The sequence below is a fragment of the Pseudoxanthomonas wuyuanensis genome, assembly GCF_900215535.1.
In the GTDB taxonomy this organism is placed as follows: Bacteria; Pseudomonadota; Gammaproteobacteria; order Xanthomonadales; family Xanthomonadaceae; genus Pseudoxanthomonas_A; species Pseudoxanthomonas_A wuyuanensis.
The window spans coordinates 757,532-774,465 of sequence record NZ_OCND01000001.1; the positions used below are offsets into that span (position 1 = coordinate 757,532).

8 protein-coding genes are annotated in these 16,934 nt (G+C 66.2%); 2 read left to right on the forward strand and 6 right to left on the reverse strand.

Features of this window, described 5'->3' with window-relative positions; genetic code table 11:
* Positions 1-91: 91 nt before the first annotated feature.
* The 6 genes from CRO39_RS03355 to glk all read right to left on the reverse strand — a co-directional run bounded on the left by CRO39_RS03355 (position 92) and on the right by glk (position 13,707).
* Complete coding sequence (locus CRO39_RS03355) at positions 92-1,597, reverse strand: glycoside hydrolase family 125 protein (protein ID WP_097120426.1); 1,506 nt, start codon at positions 1,595-1,597, stop codon at positions 92-94.
* A 103-nt stretch (positions 1,598-1,700) separates the two neighbouring features.
* Entirely contained in the window at positions 1,701-4,343 is a 2,643-nt protein-coding gene (locus tag CRO39_RS03360) for a glycoside hydrolase family 3 C-terminal domain-containing protein (protein ID WP_097120427.1), read from the reverse strand.
* Between the two features lie 119 nt (positions 4,344-4,462).
* On the reverse strand, positions 4,463-7,174 hold the full coding sequence (locus CRO39_RS03365) for a beta-mannosidase (RefSeq protein ID WP_097120428.1): 2,712 nt from the start codon (positions 7,172-7,174) through the stop codon (positions 4,463-4,465).
* An 11-nt stretch (positions 7,175-7,185) separates the two neighbouring features.
* Complete coding sequence (locus CRO39_RS03370) at positions 7,186-9,612, reverse strand: beta-N-acetylhexosaminidase (protein WP_097120429.1); 2,427 nt, start codon at positions 9,610-9,612, stop codon at positions 7,186-7,188.
* A 391-nt stretch (positions 9,613-10,003) separates the two neighbouring features.
* Positions 10,004-12,568 (reverse strand): TonB-dependent receptor, encoded by a 2,565-nt coding sequence (locus CRO39_RS03375; protein WP_097120430.1) that lies wholly within the window; start codon positions 12,566-12,568, stop codon positions 10,004-10,006.
* 137 nt (positions 12,569-12,705) lie between these two features.
* Positions 12,706-13,707, reverse strand: coding sequence for a glucokinase (glk, locus tag CRO39_RS03380; RefSeq protein WP_097120431.1), 1,002 nt, complete (start codon positions 13,705-13,707; stop codon positions 12,706-12,708).
* Positions 13,708-14,277: 570 nt separating this feature from the next.
* On the opposite strand from glk, the gene CRO39_RS03390 reads away from it, so the two are divergent.
* Together CRO39_RS03390 and CRO39_RS03395 are read left to right on the forward strand one after the other, a co-directional pair.
* The gene (locus CRO39_RS03390) at positions 14,278-15,318 is read left to right on the forward strand and encodes a LacI family DNA-binding transcriptional regulator (protein WP_097120433.1); all 1,041 of its coding nucleotides are present in this window, start codon (positions 14,278-14,280) and stop codon (positions 15,316-15,318) included.
* A 212-nt stretch (positions 15,319-15,530) separates the two neighbouring features.
* Positions 15,531-16,535 (forward strand): glycosylasparaginase, encoded by a 1,005-nt coding sequence (locus CRO39_RS03395; protein WP_097120434.1) that lies wholly within the window; start codon positions 15,531-15,533, stop codon positions 16,533-16,535.
* Positions 16,536-16,934: the final 399 nt, after the last annotated feature.

A 16,934-nucleotide genomic window follows, 5' to 3' on the forward strand; every position in this document is an offset into this window, starting at 1 on the left:
GTCTTGGTGTTGGAACGATCATTGGACATGCAGCAAATTCCCGATTGAATGCGCCGGATGCGAAGCTTTTCCGGTCCCCGGTCCCCAGTCCTTACAACAGATGCGGCTTGCGCTGCGCCAGATCGACGATCAGTTCGCCGAACTGGGTATTGGCCCAGGCGAACCAGTCGCGGGTGAATTTCGCCGGGTCGTCCTGATCGAAGGCCTCGTGCATGAAGCCGGTGCCGGCGTGCGTCGTCTTGAGCCAGTGCAGGCATTGGCGGATCTGCGCATCGTCGTCGCTGGCCATCGCGTACTGGATGAGCGCCATCGGCCAGATCGTGCGCAGGCCGGTGTGCGGACTGCCTACGCCCTCGGCGGCGCGGCCGCGCCAGAAGTAGGGATTGCGCTCGCTCCAGGCCAGTTGGCGGGTACGCCGGAATACCGGGTCGTTGCGATCGCAGCAGCCCAGATAGGCCAGACTGAGCAAACCCGGCGCGTTGGCATCGTCGATGAACAACTGGTTGCCGTAACCGTCCACCTCGTAGGCCCAGAATGGTTGGCCATCGGCATCGCGCATCAGGCCATGCTGGCGCGTGGCTTTTTCCACTTCATCGGCAAGCGCGATGCAGTCGGAAGCGAAGTCGATGTCGCGGTGGATGGTCCGGCTCATCTCGGCCAGCAGCCGCAGCGCCGCTACCGCAAACAGGTTGGCCGGCACGAACAGCGGGAACAGGCAGGCGTCGTCGGAAGGCCGGAACATCGAGTGGATCATGCCGTTGGGCCGGGTCGGCTGGCCGTAGCCGCCCAGCACCAGGGTTTCGGTGGCGAAGGGCGAGGGCCGCTGGAATTTGTACGGGCCGCGGTCGTGCAGGCGCTGCTGTTCGCGGAAGGTGCGCAACACGGCGCGCATCGCCTCGCGCCAGTCGTCATCGAACGGCGCGACATCGCCCGTTGCCCGCCAATAGCCGTGCGCCAGGCGGATCGGATAGCACAGCGAATCGATTTCCCATTTGCGTTCGCCCACGCCGGGCTTCATCTCGGTGATGTCGTTGACCGACCACTCCAGCAACTCGGTCACGCCGTCGGGCAGAAAGGCGTTGGCGTAGGGGTCGAGCCGGATGCAGTGCGCCTGACGCCGGATCAGGCCATGCAGCATCCGCCGCAGCGCCGGGTCCTGCTTCGCCAACGGCAGATAGGGATGCACCTGCGCGGAGGAGTCGCGCAGCCACATCGCGTCGATGTCGCCGGTGACGATGAAGGTGTCCGGCTTGCCGTCGCGGGTGCCGGTCTGCACGGTGGTGTCCAGCGTGTTCGGGTAGCAGTTCTCGAACAGCCAGGCCAGTTCCGGATCGCCGATGCGTGCCTTGACTTGCGCCAGCTGGCGTTCCACCGCCGCACTGACGAACTTGCGTTGCGATTTGGGCGGGCGGCGGCTTGGAAAAGCGGCGGTACCGGCGGCAAAGGCGGGCAGCGTGGTGGCGAGCAGGCCGGCGCCAGCGCCGGCACCGAGGAACTGGAGGATGTCGCGGCGCGTAAAGCCGGGACCGGGGACCGGCGACCGGGGACCAGGGAAAGGCGCCTTGGCGGCCCTGGAGTAGAAACGATCATTGGACATTCAACAAACTCCCACACGTGCGAATAAGGATGATGCTTTTCCCCGGTCCCCGGTCCCCGGTCCCCGGTCCCCGGTCCCCGGTCCCCGGTCCCCGGTCCCGGCTTCATTTCGGCAGCGGCGCGTGGCCGATGATCGAGAACGCCGCAGCCTCGCCCGGCGCACCGGTGCCGGGCTGGCCGCCGCCGACGAAGAGGCGATAGTCGCCGGCCTCGACCGCACGCTGGCCGGCGCGGTCGACGTTGCTGAGGCTGCGCGCATCCAGTTCGAACCTCACCTCACGCGATTGGCCGGGTTTCAGCGTTATCCGCCGGAATCCGACCAACGTGCGGATCGGCGGCTGCTGCTGGTGGGGCGCCAACTGCGGCCGCTGCTCCGTAGCGTTCGGCTCCAGATAGACCTGCACCACTTCATCGCCGCTGCGTGAACCGCTGTTGCGCACCCGCACGCTGACGCGCAGCGGCTCGCCCGCTTTCAGCATCTGCGTCGACAGCCGGGGCGTGTCGTAGGCGAAGGTGGTGTAGCTCAGGCCGTGGCCGAACGGGTACAGCGGCGTGCCGCTGAAGTAGCGGTAGGTGCGCCCCTGCATGTCGTAGCTGACGTAGGGCGGCAGATCCTTGGTGGAGCGGTAGAAGGTTACCGGCAGGCGGCCGCCGGGATTGAAATCGCCGGCCAGCGCCTGCGCGATGGCGGTGCCGCCGGACTGGCCGGGGTACCACGCGGCGAGGATCGCGTCGGCGTGTTCCTGCGCCCAGTTCAGCGCCACGGCGCTGCCGCTCATCAGCACCACGATCAGCGGCTTGCCGCTGGCCTTGGCGCGTTCGAGCATGGCCTGTTGCATGGGCGGCAAGCCAATCGCATTGCGGTCGCCGCCGTCGAAACCGAGCACGTCGACCTTCAGCTCCTCGCCTTCCACATCCGGCGACAGGCCGACGAACGCGACCACCGCGTCGGCCTGCGCCACCGCGCGCTCGGCTTCGGCCAGTTGCGCCTCCGCCGGCGCCAGCCATTCCAGGCGCAGCCCCTGGTCCTGGCCCTGGTGCTCGATTTCCAGACGGATGCGCCGCGGGCGCGCGTCTTCAAAACGCAGCTGAGCTTCGACATTGCGGCCATCGGCGTTGTGCACGCCGGCGGCAACCCGCCTGTCTTCGGCGTTGCCGGCAATCACCAGTTGGTCGTCCACGTACAGACGTACGGGGTCGTGGCCGCTGCAGTCGAAACAGCGCGCCACGCGCACCGCCAGGGTGTAGTCGCCAGGACCGGGCGGCAGCAGTTCGCCGCTCCAGCGCACCGAGTAGCGATCCTTGTCCACGCCTGCTGCCGGCGCCACCTGGTCCCAGTTGAAGCTGACCACGCGGTCCTGGCGCACCACGCGCGGGGTGCCGGCCAGATCCGGGTTGTCGAAGTACTCGCCCTTCAGGCCGGGCTGCCCGTCGCTGCGCAGCGCGGTTTCCGGAATCGTGACCGGCACTCCGGCCGACAGCGGCGCGCCCTGGGCATAGCTGATGCGGTCGCTGCCGAAGCGCTGGCGCAGGCCCGGCAATGGCGTCACCGGGTCGACCGAAGTGCCCTGGTAGTTGGCTTCCAGCGCGGCAAGCGCATCGGCATTCGGGCCGATCACCGCCAGCCGGGTGTCCGGCTTCAGCGGCAGCGCCGCATCCTGGTTCTTCAGCAGCACCAGCGATTGCAAGGCGGCCTCCAGCGCCAGCTTGCGGCTGGCAGGCGTGCCGATGTCGTTGGCACCCAGGCGCGCATAGGGGTCGTGCTTCGGCCGCTGCAGTTCGCCCAGGCGGTAGCGCGCGGCGAACAGCCGCACCAGCGACCGGTCCAGCCGCGCTTCGTCGGTTTCGCCGCGGTCCAGCGCCTCGCCGAGCTTGCGGTAGGTGTTGCCGCAGTTGAGGTCGTGCCCGGCATTCAGTGCGGCGGCGGCCGAGCCGGCTTCGTCGGCCCGGAAATAATGGAAATAGGTCATGTCGTACAGCGCGTCGCAGTCGGACACCACGAAGCCCTTGAAACCCCAATCGCCGCGCAGGCGGCCGTTGAGCAGCCAGTCGGCGGCGCAGGCCGGGGTGCCGTGCAGCGAGTTGTAGGCGCACATCACCGCACCGGCGCCGCCGTCGACCAGCGCCGCGCGGAACGCCGGCAGGTAGGTGGCTTCCAGATCGCGCGGGGAAACGTCGACATCGAAGCCATGGCGGCCCGGCTCCGGGCCGCTGTGCACGGCCAGGTGCTTGGGTGTGGCGATGGTGCGGAGGTGTTGCGGGTCATCGCCCTGCAGCCCGCGGATGAAGCCCACCGCCAGTTGCCCGGTAAGGTAGGGGTCCTCGCCGTAGGTTTCCATGCCGCGGCCCCAGCGCGGGTCGCGAAAGATGTTGATGTTCGGCGACCAGACGGTCAGCCCGTGATAGCGCTTGTGATCGCTGCCCGGGCCGCCGGCCAGGTTGAACTTGGCGCGCGCCTCGGTCGAGGTCACCGTGCCGACCTGTTCCAGAAGATCGGTATTCCAGCTCGCCGCCAGCCCGATCGCTTGCGGAAACACGGTGGCGTGGCCGCTGCGGGCGATGCCATGCAGGCCTTCATTCCACCATTCGTAGGCCGGCACGCCCAGGCGCGGGATGGCCGGCGCAGCATTCATGGTTTGCGCGATTTTTTCTTCGCGGGTCATCTTGGCCACCAGCGCGGCGGCCTTGTCCTCGGCTTCATCTGCGTGGACAGGCGCGATAGCCGCCATTGCAACCAATGCCGTCATGACCAGCCGTCCGGCTGTTGAAAAAGCGCTTCCGGCGAACGCCGGGACCCGTTGCCTTTTGTTCTTCCCGCGCGCAAAGCCGCTGGGTCCCGTCGTTCGCCGGGATGACGGATAGACCATCACTTTGCCTCCTCAGGTTCGGCCGGGGCGCCGGCAAGCGTCGTGGCGAGATCGCGAATTTGCAGCGCCGCGCGCAATTGTTCCTGCGTGGCCTGGCTATCCACGCGTACGGTCAGCGGTTCGCCCGGCAGCAGGTCGAAGGCGTTGTCGGAGAGCTGCGCGTCGAGATCGCCGAACGACAGCCAGACATCGCGTGCCAGCGCGTCGCTGGACAGGGTCAGCGCAAGACCGTCGCCGTCGTTGTTCCATTCGCTGCGGACCTGCGGCGCGGGCAGGGCGAGCTGCTTGGCCGCATCGAAGAACACCAGCTGGCGCGACAGCACGCCCGCGCCATTGAGGCGCTCGCCGTCGAGCAGTTCGAACACCGCAAAGCTCCGCTTCGGGTCGGCGCCGCTGAGCAACTGCGCGTCGCTGAACCGGCCCACGCGGGTGCTGCTCAGCGGCGGCAGCGTTGTCTTCTGCTCGCGGCGACTTAGCTCTCTTCCGTCGAAGTCCAGCACACGCAAGCGCCACCGCGCGGCCAGCGGCGCGGTGCGGTCGGAGACCAGCGACAGCGTGGTCGTGCCGTCCTTGCGCAGCGCGGCAGCCAGTTCCGGCGCGTAGAAGCGGCGCGCGTGGTAGTTCAGCGCCTTCCAGCGGCCGTAGTAGTCCACGCTGGACCACGAGGCGCCCGGCCACACGTCATTGAGCTGCCAGTACAGCGACCCCATCGCCTGCGGACGCGAGGCGCGCAGGTGCGAGGCGGCCAGGCCGATGCCCTCGGCCTGCATCAGCTGGCTCAGATAGACGAAGCTCTCGAAATCCTTCGGTTCGCCGAATTCGCGACGGATGTACAGCAGCAGGCGCTGATTGCCGTTGCCGTTGTCGAATTTCTGGTGCGCGCGCATCACCGCCGATTCCGCCTGCATGTCCTGCGGCTGCGCGAAGGCGCGGATGGTGCGCATGTCGGGGAAGGACTGCAGGCCGTACTCGGACAGGAAGCGGGTATCGACGTCCAGGTAGGCTTCGGCCGGTTTGGCGTCGCCGCCCCAGACCTGCCAGTAGTGCATGTCGCCGTCGTCGCTCACGTCCGCATCGCCGTCGAAGTCGGTGCCCGGCGAGGTGGCCCAATACGGCACGTCAGGATGGTAGCGGGCGACGACCTCGCGAAACACGGTACCGAACAGCGTCACCATGCCGCGTTCGATGCGGCTGCGCTCCTCGGGATCCAGCGAGCGCTTGAAGTTGACCCGGTCGCCCCAGTGCTCCCAGCCGGTCTGCACTTCGTTGTTGCCGCACCACATGACGATGCTGGGGTGATCGCGCAGCCGCTTGACCTGTTCGATCGCCTCCTGGCGGGTGTTCTCGCGGAACGCCACGTCGTAAGGCGGAATGGCGCCGCCGAACATGAAGTCCTGCCAGATCATCACGCCCAGCTCGTCGGCCAGCTCGTAGAAGCGGTCGTCCTGGTAGTGGCCGCCGCCCCACATGCGCAGCATGTTCATGTTGGCATCGCGCGCGTCCAGCAGCGTGCGGCGCAGGCGCGCCTCGTCCACGCGGGTGGAGAAGCTGTCCAGCGGGATCAGGTTGGCGCCCTTGGCAAAGACAGGAATGCCGTTGATCACGAATTCCATGCTCTTGCCCCACCGGTCCTTCTGGCGCCGCAGCTCAACCGTGCGCAGACCGGTGGTGCGCTGGACCGCGTGCGAGTCGCCGCCTGCCTCGCGCAGCGTCGCGGCGAAGGTGTAACGGTCCTGGGCGCCATAACCGTACGGAAACCAGCGCTTCGGGTTGGCGATGCGCAGCGGCAGGTCGATGCGGTTGCTGCCGGGGTCGACCACCGCATCGCGTTCGATCCGCGCCACCGTGGCGCCGTCCGGGTCGCGCACTTCCAGCACGACCTGCACCGGCCCGCTGGCGCTGGCCTCGAGTTCGATCTGCGCTTCGAGCTGCGCCGCACCGGCGTCCACCCGTTGCTGGGCGATGTGCAGGCTTTCCACGCGCACGGTGTCCCAGGCTTCCAGGCGCACGTTCTTCCAGATGCCGGCGGTGACGATGCGCGGCCCCCAGTCCCAGCCGAAATGGTAGGGCGCCTTGCGGACGTAGGTGGTGCTGAGCCGTCCGGCCGGTTCGTCGCCGAACGCCGAGTCGTAGCCGCCGGGCAGGGCATACGGTTGCTGCGCCAGCCACGGCTGGATCTTCTTGATCGGCGAATAGAACGTCACTTCAAGCACGTTTTCGCCGCGCCTGAGCAGCGGCTTGGCGTCCACCCGCCAGCGCCGGAACATGTTGTCCGCCTGCAGCAGCGGTTTGCCGTTGAGGCGGACGTCGGCGAAGGTGTCCAGCCCGTCGAACACCAGTTCGATGCGTTTCCGTTTCAGGGTGGCGTCATCGACCTTGAAACGGCCGCGGTACTGCCAGTCGCTCAGGCCGGCCCATTGGATCGCGCCTTCGTTGCTGGCCACGAAAGGATCCGGTACCAGCCCGGCGGCGATCAGATCGGTCTGCACCGTGCCCGGCACCTGCGCCGGCAGCCACGCGGCCGCCTTGGGATGTTCCTTCGCCTGCGGCTGTCCCGGTACCAGCCGGATCTGCCAGCCCTGGTCCAGGTCGATCGAGGTGGGCGGCGCGGCCCAGGCCGGCATGGCCAGGACAAGCAGCGCGATCAGCGACGGCAGCGGGACCAGGCAAGAGAGGCGGCAGAAACGGGAACGGCGGCGTGGCGGGAACATACAGACTCCTTTCAGCGTTGAACGGGTGGCGACTGCGCGGTGGCTTCGATCAGCTGGACGGCGCCTATCGCGTACAGCGGGCCATCGATGGCTGCGGTGAAGCGCAGGCACAGATCATGGACGCCTTCGCGCGGCGGCAACGGGACTTCCAGCTCGAACTGTTCGCCCAGCGCCGAGCCTTCCGGCAACGGCATCTGGGCCAGCATCTCGCCATCGCAACCGCGCAGCACTTCAAGCTCTCCAAGAGCACGTTCGCCCCGGGGCAAACTGGAAGGATACTGATGCACCTTGGACTGGTCGTGCGCCAGGCCGTAATTGCGAGCCAGCCGCGCGGCGTCGATCCGGATTGCTGCAATACCGTCCAGCCGCGCCTGCGGGTAGGTCCAGCACGCGTAGAACAGATCCACGTTGTAGACCGGCGTGTCCATGCCGGGCATATCCGGCAGCAGCGGTACGCGCAGACCCAGCGGACCGCCATTGTGGCAGTTGCGCAGGCCCTGGGTGTCGACGCTCAGCAACGTCTGACGATCGAAGTGGCGACTGCGCGTGGCGGCCAGCGGTTGCCCGTCTTCGGTGAACACCGCGGCCTTGACCGTCACCGGCAGCGTCGCCGCGAACGGCTTCTGGTAGCGTAGGGAATCCAGCGTCGGCTCGCTGCCGTCGGTGGTGTAGCGGATCTGGCCGGCGCCGGTCTGGTTGCCCAGCGCGATATTGGCCTTGCCGCCGTCCAGCGCCGTGTGGGCGCCGCCATCGATCCCGATGTCGGCGGCGAAAGCCCCGTCGCTATAGCCGATTCCCAGCGCCTGGTAGCGCTGCAGTTGCGCCGGCAGCCGCGCAAGGAAGCCGTTCCAGTCACGCGCAGCCATCGGCGACCAGGCCACTTCGGCCACCGCCGCCAGGCGCGGGAACAGGGCATGGTCGATGTGGCGGCGCGAGGGAATGTATTCGCTCCACAACGCACCTTGCGCACCCAGTACATGCCGGGCCTGTTCGGCAGTCAGTTCCGCCGGCACCGGATCCAGTTCGTAGACGCGCGACAGCGGCAGTACCGCCAGACGGCCATTCGGCTCGTCGCTGCGTTCGGTCTGCAGATTGTCCAGATACATCCAGCCGGCCGGCGCCAGCACCACGTCATGGCCCAGCTTGGCCGCGGTCACGGCACCGTCCACGCCGCGCCAGGACATCACCGATGCGCTTGCCGGCAGTCCGCCTTCCAGTATCTCGTCCCAGCCGATCAGGCGCCGGCCCTTGCTGGTCAGGTAGTCCGCCAGTTGCTCATTGAACCAGCCCTGCATGGCATGCGCGTCCTTGACGCCGAGCCGCTGCATCTGCGCGCGGACAGCCGGCGACGCCTCCCACTGATCCTTCACCGCCTCGTCGCCGCCGATATGGATGAAAGGCGAGGGGAACAGTTCCAGTACTTCGTCGAGCACGCCGCGGATGAAGGCCAGGCTGCGTTCGTCGGTATCGAACAAGTAGGGATTGACGCCCCAGTCCACCGCCACCGGCGGACGTTCGCCGGTCACGCCGATTTCTTCCGGATAGGCCGCCACCGCCGCCTGCGCATGGCCGGGCATGTCGATCTCGGGCAGGATGGTGATGTGGCGTGCGGCGGCATAGGCCACCAGTTCGCGGATCTGATCCTGCGAGTAGTAGCCGCCGTAGCGTTGCGGCGTGCCGTGGCGGCCTGCGCCCGGCGGGGTGCGCCAGGCGCCGATCCCGGTGAGCTTGGGGTAGCGCTTGATCTCGATGCGCCAGCCCTGGTCGTCGGTCAGGTGCAGGTGCAGCACGTTGAGCTTGTGCTGCGCCATCGCGTCGATTACATGCTTGACCGTATCCACGTCATGGAAGTGGCGGGCCACATCCAGCAACTGGCCGCGCCAGCCAAAACGCGGCCAGTCGCGGATCGTTACCACCGGTATGTCGATGGCACCGCCTTCAACGCCATCGCGGCCGGTGTCGGCGCCCGCCAGTTGCCAGGCGCTGATTGCGCCGTAGAACAGGCCGGCGGCGTCGCGCGCGCGGATGCGCAGGCCCTGCGCATCCGCGTCCAGCGCATAGCCTTCGGTTTGGCTCACCGGCGACTGGGCATCCAGCTGCAAACGGATACTGGCCGGCGACGGTGTGGTTTCCTCGCGTACGGAAAGGTCCAGACCACGCGTATCGCGCAGCAGCCGGACCAGGTGATTGGCGGCATCGCGCGCCGGCTCATCGCCCGGCGCGATCGAAACGATGGTTCCGGCGGCGATCCGGAACCGGCCTTCGCCGCGCTCAGCCTGGACCGGTGCGGGAATCAGCGGCAGGGCTTCGGCGGATGTGGCGGCGGCCGTCGGCGCAGTGCGCTCGGCGCAGCCTGGCAGCGACAAGACGGCAACCAGCAGCGCGAACGCGCGCACCAGCGTGCCGATGCGTGTGGAACGGGCAGGGGGCGTGATCATTCAGTCGCTCTCTTCGTCGTTCTTGTAAGGGCCAACGGCAGACAATCGCCAGGGCCGGTATCGGTTGCGCATGTCAGGGGTCCGCGTTGCCGGGCATGCCCGGCGTTGGAGCCGGTCTCTGTCTGTCGCAGGAACAATAGCGTGACCGCGGTCTGCGCAGCGGGCGCCCCTGCCGCGGTGGCGAAAAAGGGGAGAAGTGCGGGCAGCGATGCCGGCATTCGACGCATGGCTGAAGCATGGCCGCGCAGCGGAACTGCCGTGCGACAGCGGCTATCGGACGTCATCGGGTACAGCACTGGCGCTCCTTGTGGAAAAGTTGCGGGGCCGCCTATCGCGGCCCTGCAAAAAAGACGGGCCATCGTGGAGAGAACGATGGCCCGCCCGTACCGCATCAGAACTTGAAGTTCAACGTCACCTGGTAGCCGCGACCGGTCTTGTACGTGCCCAATGGCGCGTACTTGACCTGGTTATACCAGTAGTACGTCGAGTCAAGCAGGTTGGTCGCGCTGAAGTTGATCCCCATCCAGTCGTTGACCTGGTAGGCTGCGGTGAAATCCAACTGCTTGTAGTAGTCGGTGAACACGTTGGAGTCCAGCCGGCCGACCTGAGTGAAGTACTCGGAGCGATAGCTGTAGTTGAGGCGGGCGCTGAACGGTCCATTCTCGTAGTAGGGGATGAAGTTGTACGTGGTCTTGGACACGTACGGCAGATTCAGTCCCTCGCTGGTGTCGGTATGGGTGTAGGTGTAGTTCGCCTGCACGCCGAAGCCGTAGGCGATGTCCTGCGTATAAGACAGCGCCAAACCGCTGACCTTTGCATCGGCCACGTTCACTGGTGAGCTGACCTGGTAGAGATCCGTATTTCCGGTGACGGGATCGGTCAGCCGTTGTTCGGTCGTCGTGTTGACGATGTAACTGCCGATGTCGCGGTAGAACACCTCCGCCGCCAGCATGCTGGACGGGGCGAAGTACCACTCGAAGCTCAGTCCGTAGTTGGTAGCCTCGTACGGATCCAGATCCGGATTGCCGCCGCCTGCAGTCTTTGTGGTGGTGTCGAGAGTGACTGCACCAGCCAGATCGCCGTAACGCGGACGCGCGATTACCTTGGCTGCGGAGAAGCGGGCCACCTTGGTGTCATCGATGTCGTAGGCCAGGTTGAAGCTCGGCAGCGGCTTGTAGTAGCTCTTCTTGTCCATGGTCAGGACATAGCCGACGCCGTCGACATTGCGCCAGTACAACGACTTGTCCATCGTGTCGACATAGCGCACGCCCAGATTACCGCGCCACTGGCCGGACTCGAAGTTCAGCTGTGCGTATAGGTTGTTGGTGATTTCCTTGACGTCGAACTGCTGGCCATATTTTGTCTCGAACTCGCCCTGCGGCTGCGACTTGAGGTAGGCCAGGATCGAATTGAGATCGGCGGTCGGCCAGCCGATGAGGTCGCCGCTGGCACCCAGACCGTCGTAAAGACCGTTCGGCGCGGTGCCAGGGTTGAACTGCGTCAGTAGAATCGGATCGGTGGCATCGATGCGGTTGCCGCGCGAACTCTGGCCGTTTTCATGGTTGATGTACTTGTAGCCCACCAGCAGCTTGCTCAGCGGGCCCCAATCGAGGTCGCGCTCGGCGTCGAACTGGAAGTATTTCTCCCGATCATCGGTGGTGGTGTACTCGATGCCGCCGGCCTGCTGGCCGGTCGCCAGCCCCCAGTTGGAGGCGCTGCCATCGTCGTAGTGCACGCTAGCGTTCTTTCCGTCGTAGCTGAAATCGTAGCCGCCGGACTGAAGCAGGAACTTCATCAGGTACTCAGGATCCTTGCCGCCCTTGGCGCTGGTGGTGCCGGCCTGGGTGGTGAAGGTCCACTTGTCGCCGAAGAAATCGTGGCGGAGGTTGAGGCTCTTGGTTTCCACCTCGCTCATGCGGTAATTGGCGTCGAACTGCGCATAAGCATCCCCGCCCACGGTACCGGAAGTGATGTAGCCATTCTCTATGGTCACATCAGTGAAATTGCCGACCGAGCAGCCTGGGCAAACGTAGCGCGACTCGCTGAAATTGTTGTATTTGCCCTTGACGTAGAGACCCGTGAGGTTGAATTCATTACGGTCGTTCGGCCTCCATTGCATTGCTGCCTGGATGCCATCGCGCTCACGCTCCTGCTGGAAGAAGGCGCTGTTTTCGCCGAACGGATAGAGCGCTTCGTTGGGGTCGCCGCTTCCGGTAACGTTAACATCGTCAGGCAAACCTCCCTTGGCATAACCCCAGTACTCGATGCCGGCGCGCCAGATTTCCTGCTTGTCGTGGGTGGCCGTAGCCAGGAAACCGAACGTCTCGTCGGCGTTCTTCCAACTCCACAGCACCGACCCGCGCGGGTTGCCCTGCTCGGAACGGTCGTTGTAGCTGTAGCCGAGCGAACCGCGCAGCGTATTCGCCGGCAGGTCGAGCGGTTTGCGCGTATGCACGATCACGGTGCCGCCGATGCTGCCTTCGTCGATGCGCGCTTCCGACGACTTGTAGACTTCCATCAGGCCGATGATTTCCGGCGACAGCAGGGTGTAGTTGAACGTACGGCCGCTGGTATCGGTGGGATTGCCGCCCCAGTCGCCTGAAGCGATGGTCTGGCCATTGATCAGGATCCGGTTGAGCGCCGGGTCGGTGCCGTTGATGCTGACCTTTTCGCCTTCGCCGAACTGGCGATCCACGCTGATGCCGGGCAGGTGCGAAAGCGATTCGGCTGCATTGGTGTCAGGGAACTTGCCGATGTCCTCGGCGCTGATTGCGTCGACGATGGCGTTGGCCGAACGCTTGACTATCTGGCTGCGCTCCAGCGAGGCGCGGTAGCCGGTAACGGTGATGGTGTCCAGTTGCGTGGCGTCGCCCTGGCTGCCGGCTTCCTGCGCGTGGGCGCTGAACGCGATGCTGGCGACGATGGCTGCCGATAGTGCTGACTTGCGGTATTTCATGCCACTCTCCCGATCAATACTGTTGGTTGCTGCGTTGGTTGTGGTGTCCCTGAGCGGTTGTTGCGTCCACGATTTCTCCCCTGGTGCCGCGTGCGCCCCCTTGGCTGCGGTATTGCGTTGCGAAAAGCCTGTATTGCCTAGTTCAGATACCAATGCGCTGCGCCGACCACGCCAAGCTGGCCGTGTTCGACCAGCCGCACCGGAATGCGCTCCAGCGCCGCGCGCATCGGCCCCTTGTTGAGGTAGCGCCCGACGAAAGCGCTGTTGAGCAGGAAATCGCGGATTTGCGGCAGGATGCCGCCGGCCAGGCGGATGCCGCCCTGCACGCCGTAGGTCAGCGCCATATCGCCGACCACGCTGCCAAGGAAGCCGCAGAAGATTTCCAGGGTTTCGCGCGCCAGCGCATCGTTGCCGGCCTGCGCCGCCGCGGTGATCTGGCTTGGCGTGGATAGCGCCGGTCTGGCGCCACGCAGCGCTGCGAGCGCGCGGTACAGGTTGAGGATGCCGGGACCGGACAGAACGTGCTCAATCGTCACATGCCGGTGCTGCTTCAGCAGTTGCGCCAGCAGCGCCAGTTCGAGTTCGTTGTTGGCCGCCAGTGCGGCCTGGCCGGCTTCGGTGGCCAGCACGAACGGGCGGTCGTCGCGGGGAATCCATAGCGCCGCTCCCAGGCCTGTACCTGGGCCCAGCACCAGTACCGGCCCATGCACCGCGGCCTGGTCCGGCCCGGTGATGCGGACGGTTTCGGCAACGGGCAGGGCGGCCGTGGCATAGGCCACGGCTTCGAAGTCGTTGACCAGGCGCAGGTCGGCGAAACCGAGTTGCTCGCGGGTCTCGCGGATCGACAGCGGCCAGGGCAGGTTGGTCGTGATGACCGTGCCGTCGTCCAGCGCGTAGCCGGCGCTGGCGACGACTCCGCGGTCCACGCCGCCGCCGCCATGCGCGGCCAGGAAGTCGGTGATGAAGTCCACCAGCGACGGGTGATCGGTGCAGTCGTACTTGCGGAAGGCCAGCACTTCAACCGGCTGCCCCGCGCGTCCGGCGCGCACCAGGGCCAGGCGCGCGTGCGTGCCGCCGACATCTGCGGCAAGGAACGGCATGCCGTTCACCAGTGAAGCCGTTGTAGCTGGACCGACCATTGCGAACACATCCCTCCCATACGCTGTATCCGCCGTGGCGCCGGGTAGGCACCTCGATATGGCTCGAGTTTGGATCGATCTAAACAACGTTGTCAATCGATCGTCACCGGAGTGTGCTAGCCCCGCCCAAATAAGCGACAGCCCCTCCTGTTCAGCTTGGCAAAAGTCCTGGATTAGCGCCAATTTTGTTGGTATTTTGCCAATTTGGAACGTTCCAAACGGCATCTGTGGCGCCGGAGGGGCGGTGAAGCGGACGGGCGTTGGAGGAGGGTCAAAGCGGGTGAATCCGGGAATCCATGACAACGCAAGCCAGGTCCACCCTGCCGCGGCGCTCCCGCGTGTCCTGCCGCGCGCAGCGGCACTGCCTGGGCAGCCTCGGGAGCCGGTTGAACGCACGCTCGCATGCGGCAGCGACCGCGTGCCGTTCCTGCGGCATTCCTTCCGGCCAGAACGGCAGCATGGTCCGCGGCCGGCGTTCCTGCTGCGGACCTATGTGCACATCCTTCACACCGTGCCCGGCCATCGTGCCGTCGTGCGCGCATGAACCGAACAGGGAGGCAGAACGACGCCATGCGCAGAGCAACCATCAAGGACGTCGCCGAACGCGCCAATGTCTCGTTGAAGACCGTGTCCCGGGTGATCAACAACGAACCGTCGGTGGCGCAGGCCACGCGCGCGCGGGTGACGCAGGCTATCGCCGAACTCGACTACGAGCCCGATCCTTCCGCGCGCAACCTGCGCAACGGTTTGTCGTTCGTGATCGGGCTGGTCTACGACAACCCCAACCCGCATCACATCATCGCCATGCAGAAAGGCGTGCTGGCGGCCTGTCGCGAAACCGGCTTCGGTTTGCAGATCCAGCCGGTGGACTCGACTTCGCCGTTGCTGGCCGACGAACTGGCCGAGTTCGTCCAGCGTTCGCGCCTGGCCGGACTGGTGCTGACTGCGCCGATGTCCGAGCGCAAGGAATTAGTCGATGCGCTGGCCGAACGCGGCATCGCATTGGTGCGGATCATCGCCGCCACCGAGGACCCGGACGACGGCCTGCCGTGCGTCTACGTCGATGACCGTGGCGCCGCCTACGAGATCACCGAGCACCTGATCCAGCTCGGCCATCGGCGCATCGGTTTCCTGTGGGGCGGGCCGCAGCACCGTTCCAGCAGCGAGCGCTATGCGGGTTACGAAAAGGCGCTGAAGGATTACGGCATCACCGTCGATCAGCACCTGGTCGTGCCGGGCGACTACACCTTCGACGAAGGTTTCCGCGGCGCGCGGCGGCTGCTGGCGCTGCAGGAACCGCCGACCGCGATCTTCGGCAGCAACGACGAGATCGCCGCCGGCGTGCTGGCGGCGGCCAAGTCCGCAAGCGTTGACGTACCGTATGAACTGTCCATCGCCGGCTTCGAGGACAGCCCGTTCTCGCGCCAGTCATGGCCGCCGCTGACCACCGCCAAGCAGGCCACTGCGGATATCGCCAGGCAGGCGACGCGCCTGCTGATCGCCGGCCTGCGCCAGTACGCCTACGTCGACAGTCCGACACCTCCGCGCAACCAGGGCTTTCTGCCGCAACTGGTGGTGCGCGGTTCGACCGCGCCGTTGCGTCCGCGCTAGCCTGCTACCGAGCTCACGAACATCCCGATTGAATCGGTTCCATGAAGCTGGTTCACTGGCTCCTGACCAACAAGATGGAGTCGTGCGGTGATGAGACCTCAGGAAGCTGGCCAAGCGCCGCTGTTCCATGCTTCAACCTGCAGGAGCATGCCGCTGCGAACCGTTGGGGATTGCGGGTACGGCCGCCGGGTCGCCCGCCAGCGGAGACCCGCATGACCACGCGCCGCCAGTTTCTGCAATCGTCCCTGTTGGCTGGCGGTGCGTTGGCGCTGCCGTCGAGCGCCAGTGCCGCAATCGCGCCGCCGCGCCTGCGGGTGGTGTCGACCTGGGACTTCGGCGTTGGCGCCAATCAGGCGGCGTGGCCGGTGCTGACGCGCGGCGGCAGCGCGCTGGATGCGGTGGAAGCGGGTGCGCGCTGGGCCGAGGGCACGCTGTGCAACAGCACCGTGGGCCGCTGCGGCTACCCGGACCGCGACGGCGTGCTGACGCTGGATGCCAGCATCATGGATGGCGACGGCCGCTGCGGTGCGGTGGCGGCGCTGGAAGATATTGCGCATCCGGTTTCGGTGGCGCGCGCAGTGATGGAAAAGACGCCGCACGTCCTGCTGGCCGGCGATGGCGCGCAACAGTTCGCGGTGGAGCAGGGCTTCGAGAAGAAGACGCTGCTGACGCCGGCGGCGGAACAGGCGTGGCGCGAATGGCTGAAGGATGCGGAGTATCGGCCGCAGATCAACGCCGAACGCGCGAAGCTGCCCGGCAACCGTGAAAACCACGACACCCTCGGCATCCTTGCGCTCGACGCCGATGGCCGTCTCGCCGGCGCCTGCACCACCAGCGGCATGGCCTGGAAGCTGCACGGCCGGGTCGGCGACAGCCCGATCGTCGGGGCCGGGCTGTATGTCGACAACGAGGTCGGCGCCGCAACCGCTTCCGGCGTGGGCGAAGAGATGATCCGCAACGCGGCCAGCTTCCTGGTGGTCGAGCTGATGCGCCAGGGCCGTTCGCCGATGGACGCATGCCGCGAGGCAATCGAGCGCGTGGTGCGCAAGCGCCCGGAGGCAAGCAAGACCCTGCAGGTGTGCTTCCTGGCGATGAACAAGGCCGGCGATGTCGGCGCGTTTGCGCTACATCATGGCTTTGTCTATGCGGTGTGCGATGCCGACAGCCAGGACGCATTGCTGGATGCGCGATCTGTTTATGGCGCGAAGCAGGGGTGAGCTGGTCGGCCTCCGTCTGTTGCCGGAGCGGCCGGCCGCCCGCCGCCGGTTTTTCCCGTCGGATCGCGCGGGAAGCGAACAGCGGTTGAAATCTATCGTTCGCCCACTGGACGCGCCGCGGCGCGTTCTTCACCGCGTGCACTGAGCAACGGTCGGAGGTGCGGCGCGGCCTGCGGTTTCTTGCTGCCCGGTTGCGACGGACGCCAAAAATCCGCGCCGGGACGGCGGGGCGCTGCAGGTACCCGTGGCCAAGCCGTAACGGCCGATGGGCCTTCGATTCGTCGCCATCGCCGGCGGAGCGAAGACGCAAGGACGCATAGATTGCTTGGGTTGTCTGTATACGCCGCGTGACGGGACACGGCGGCGCCGATCTGCGAAATATCCCTGATTTGGATCGTT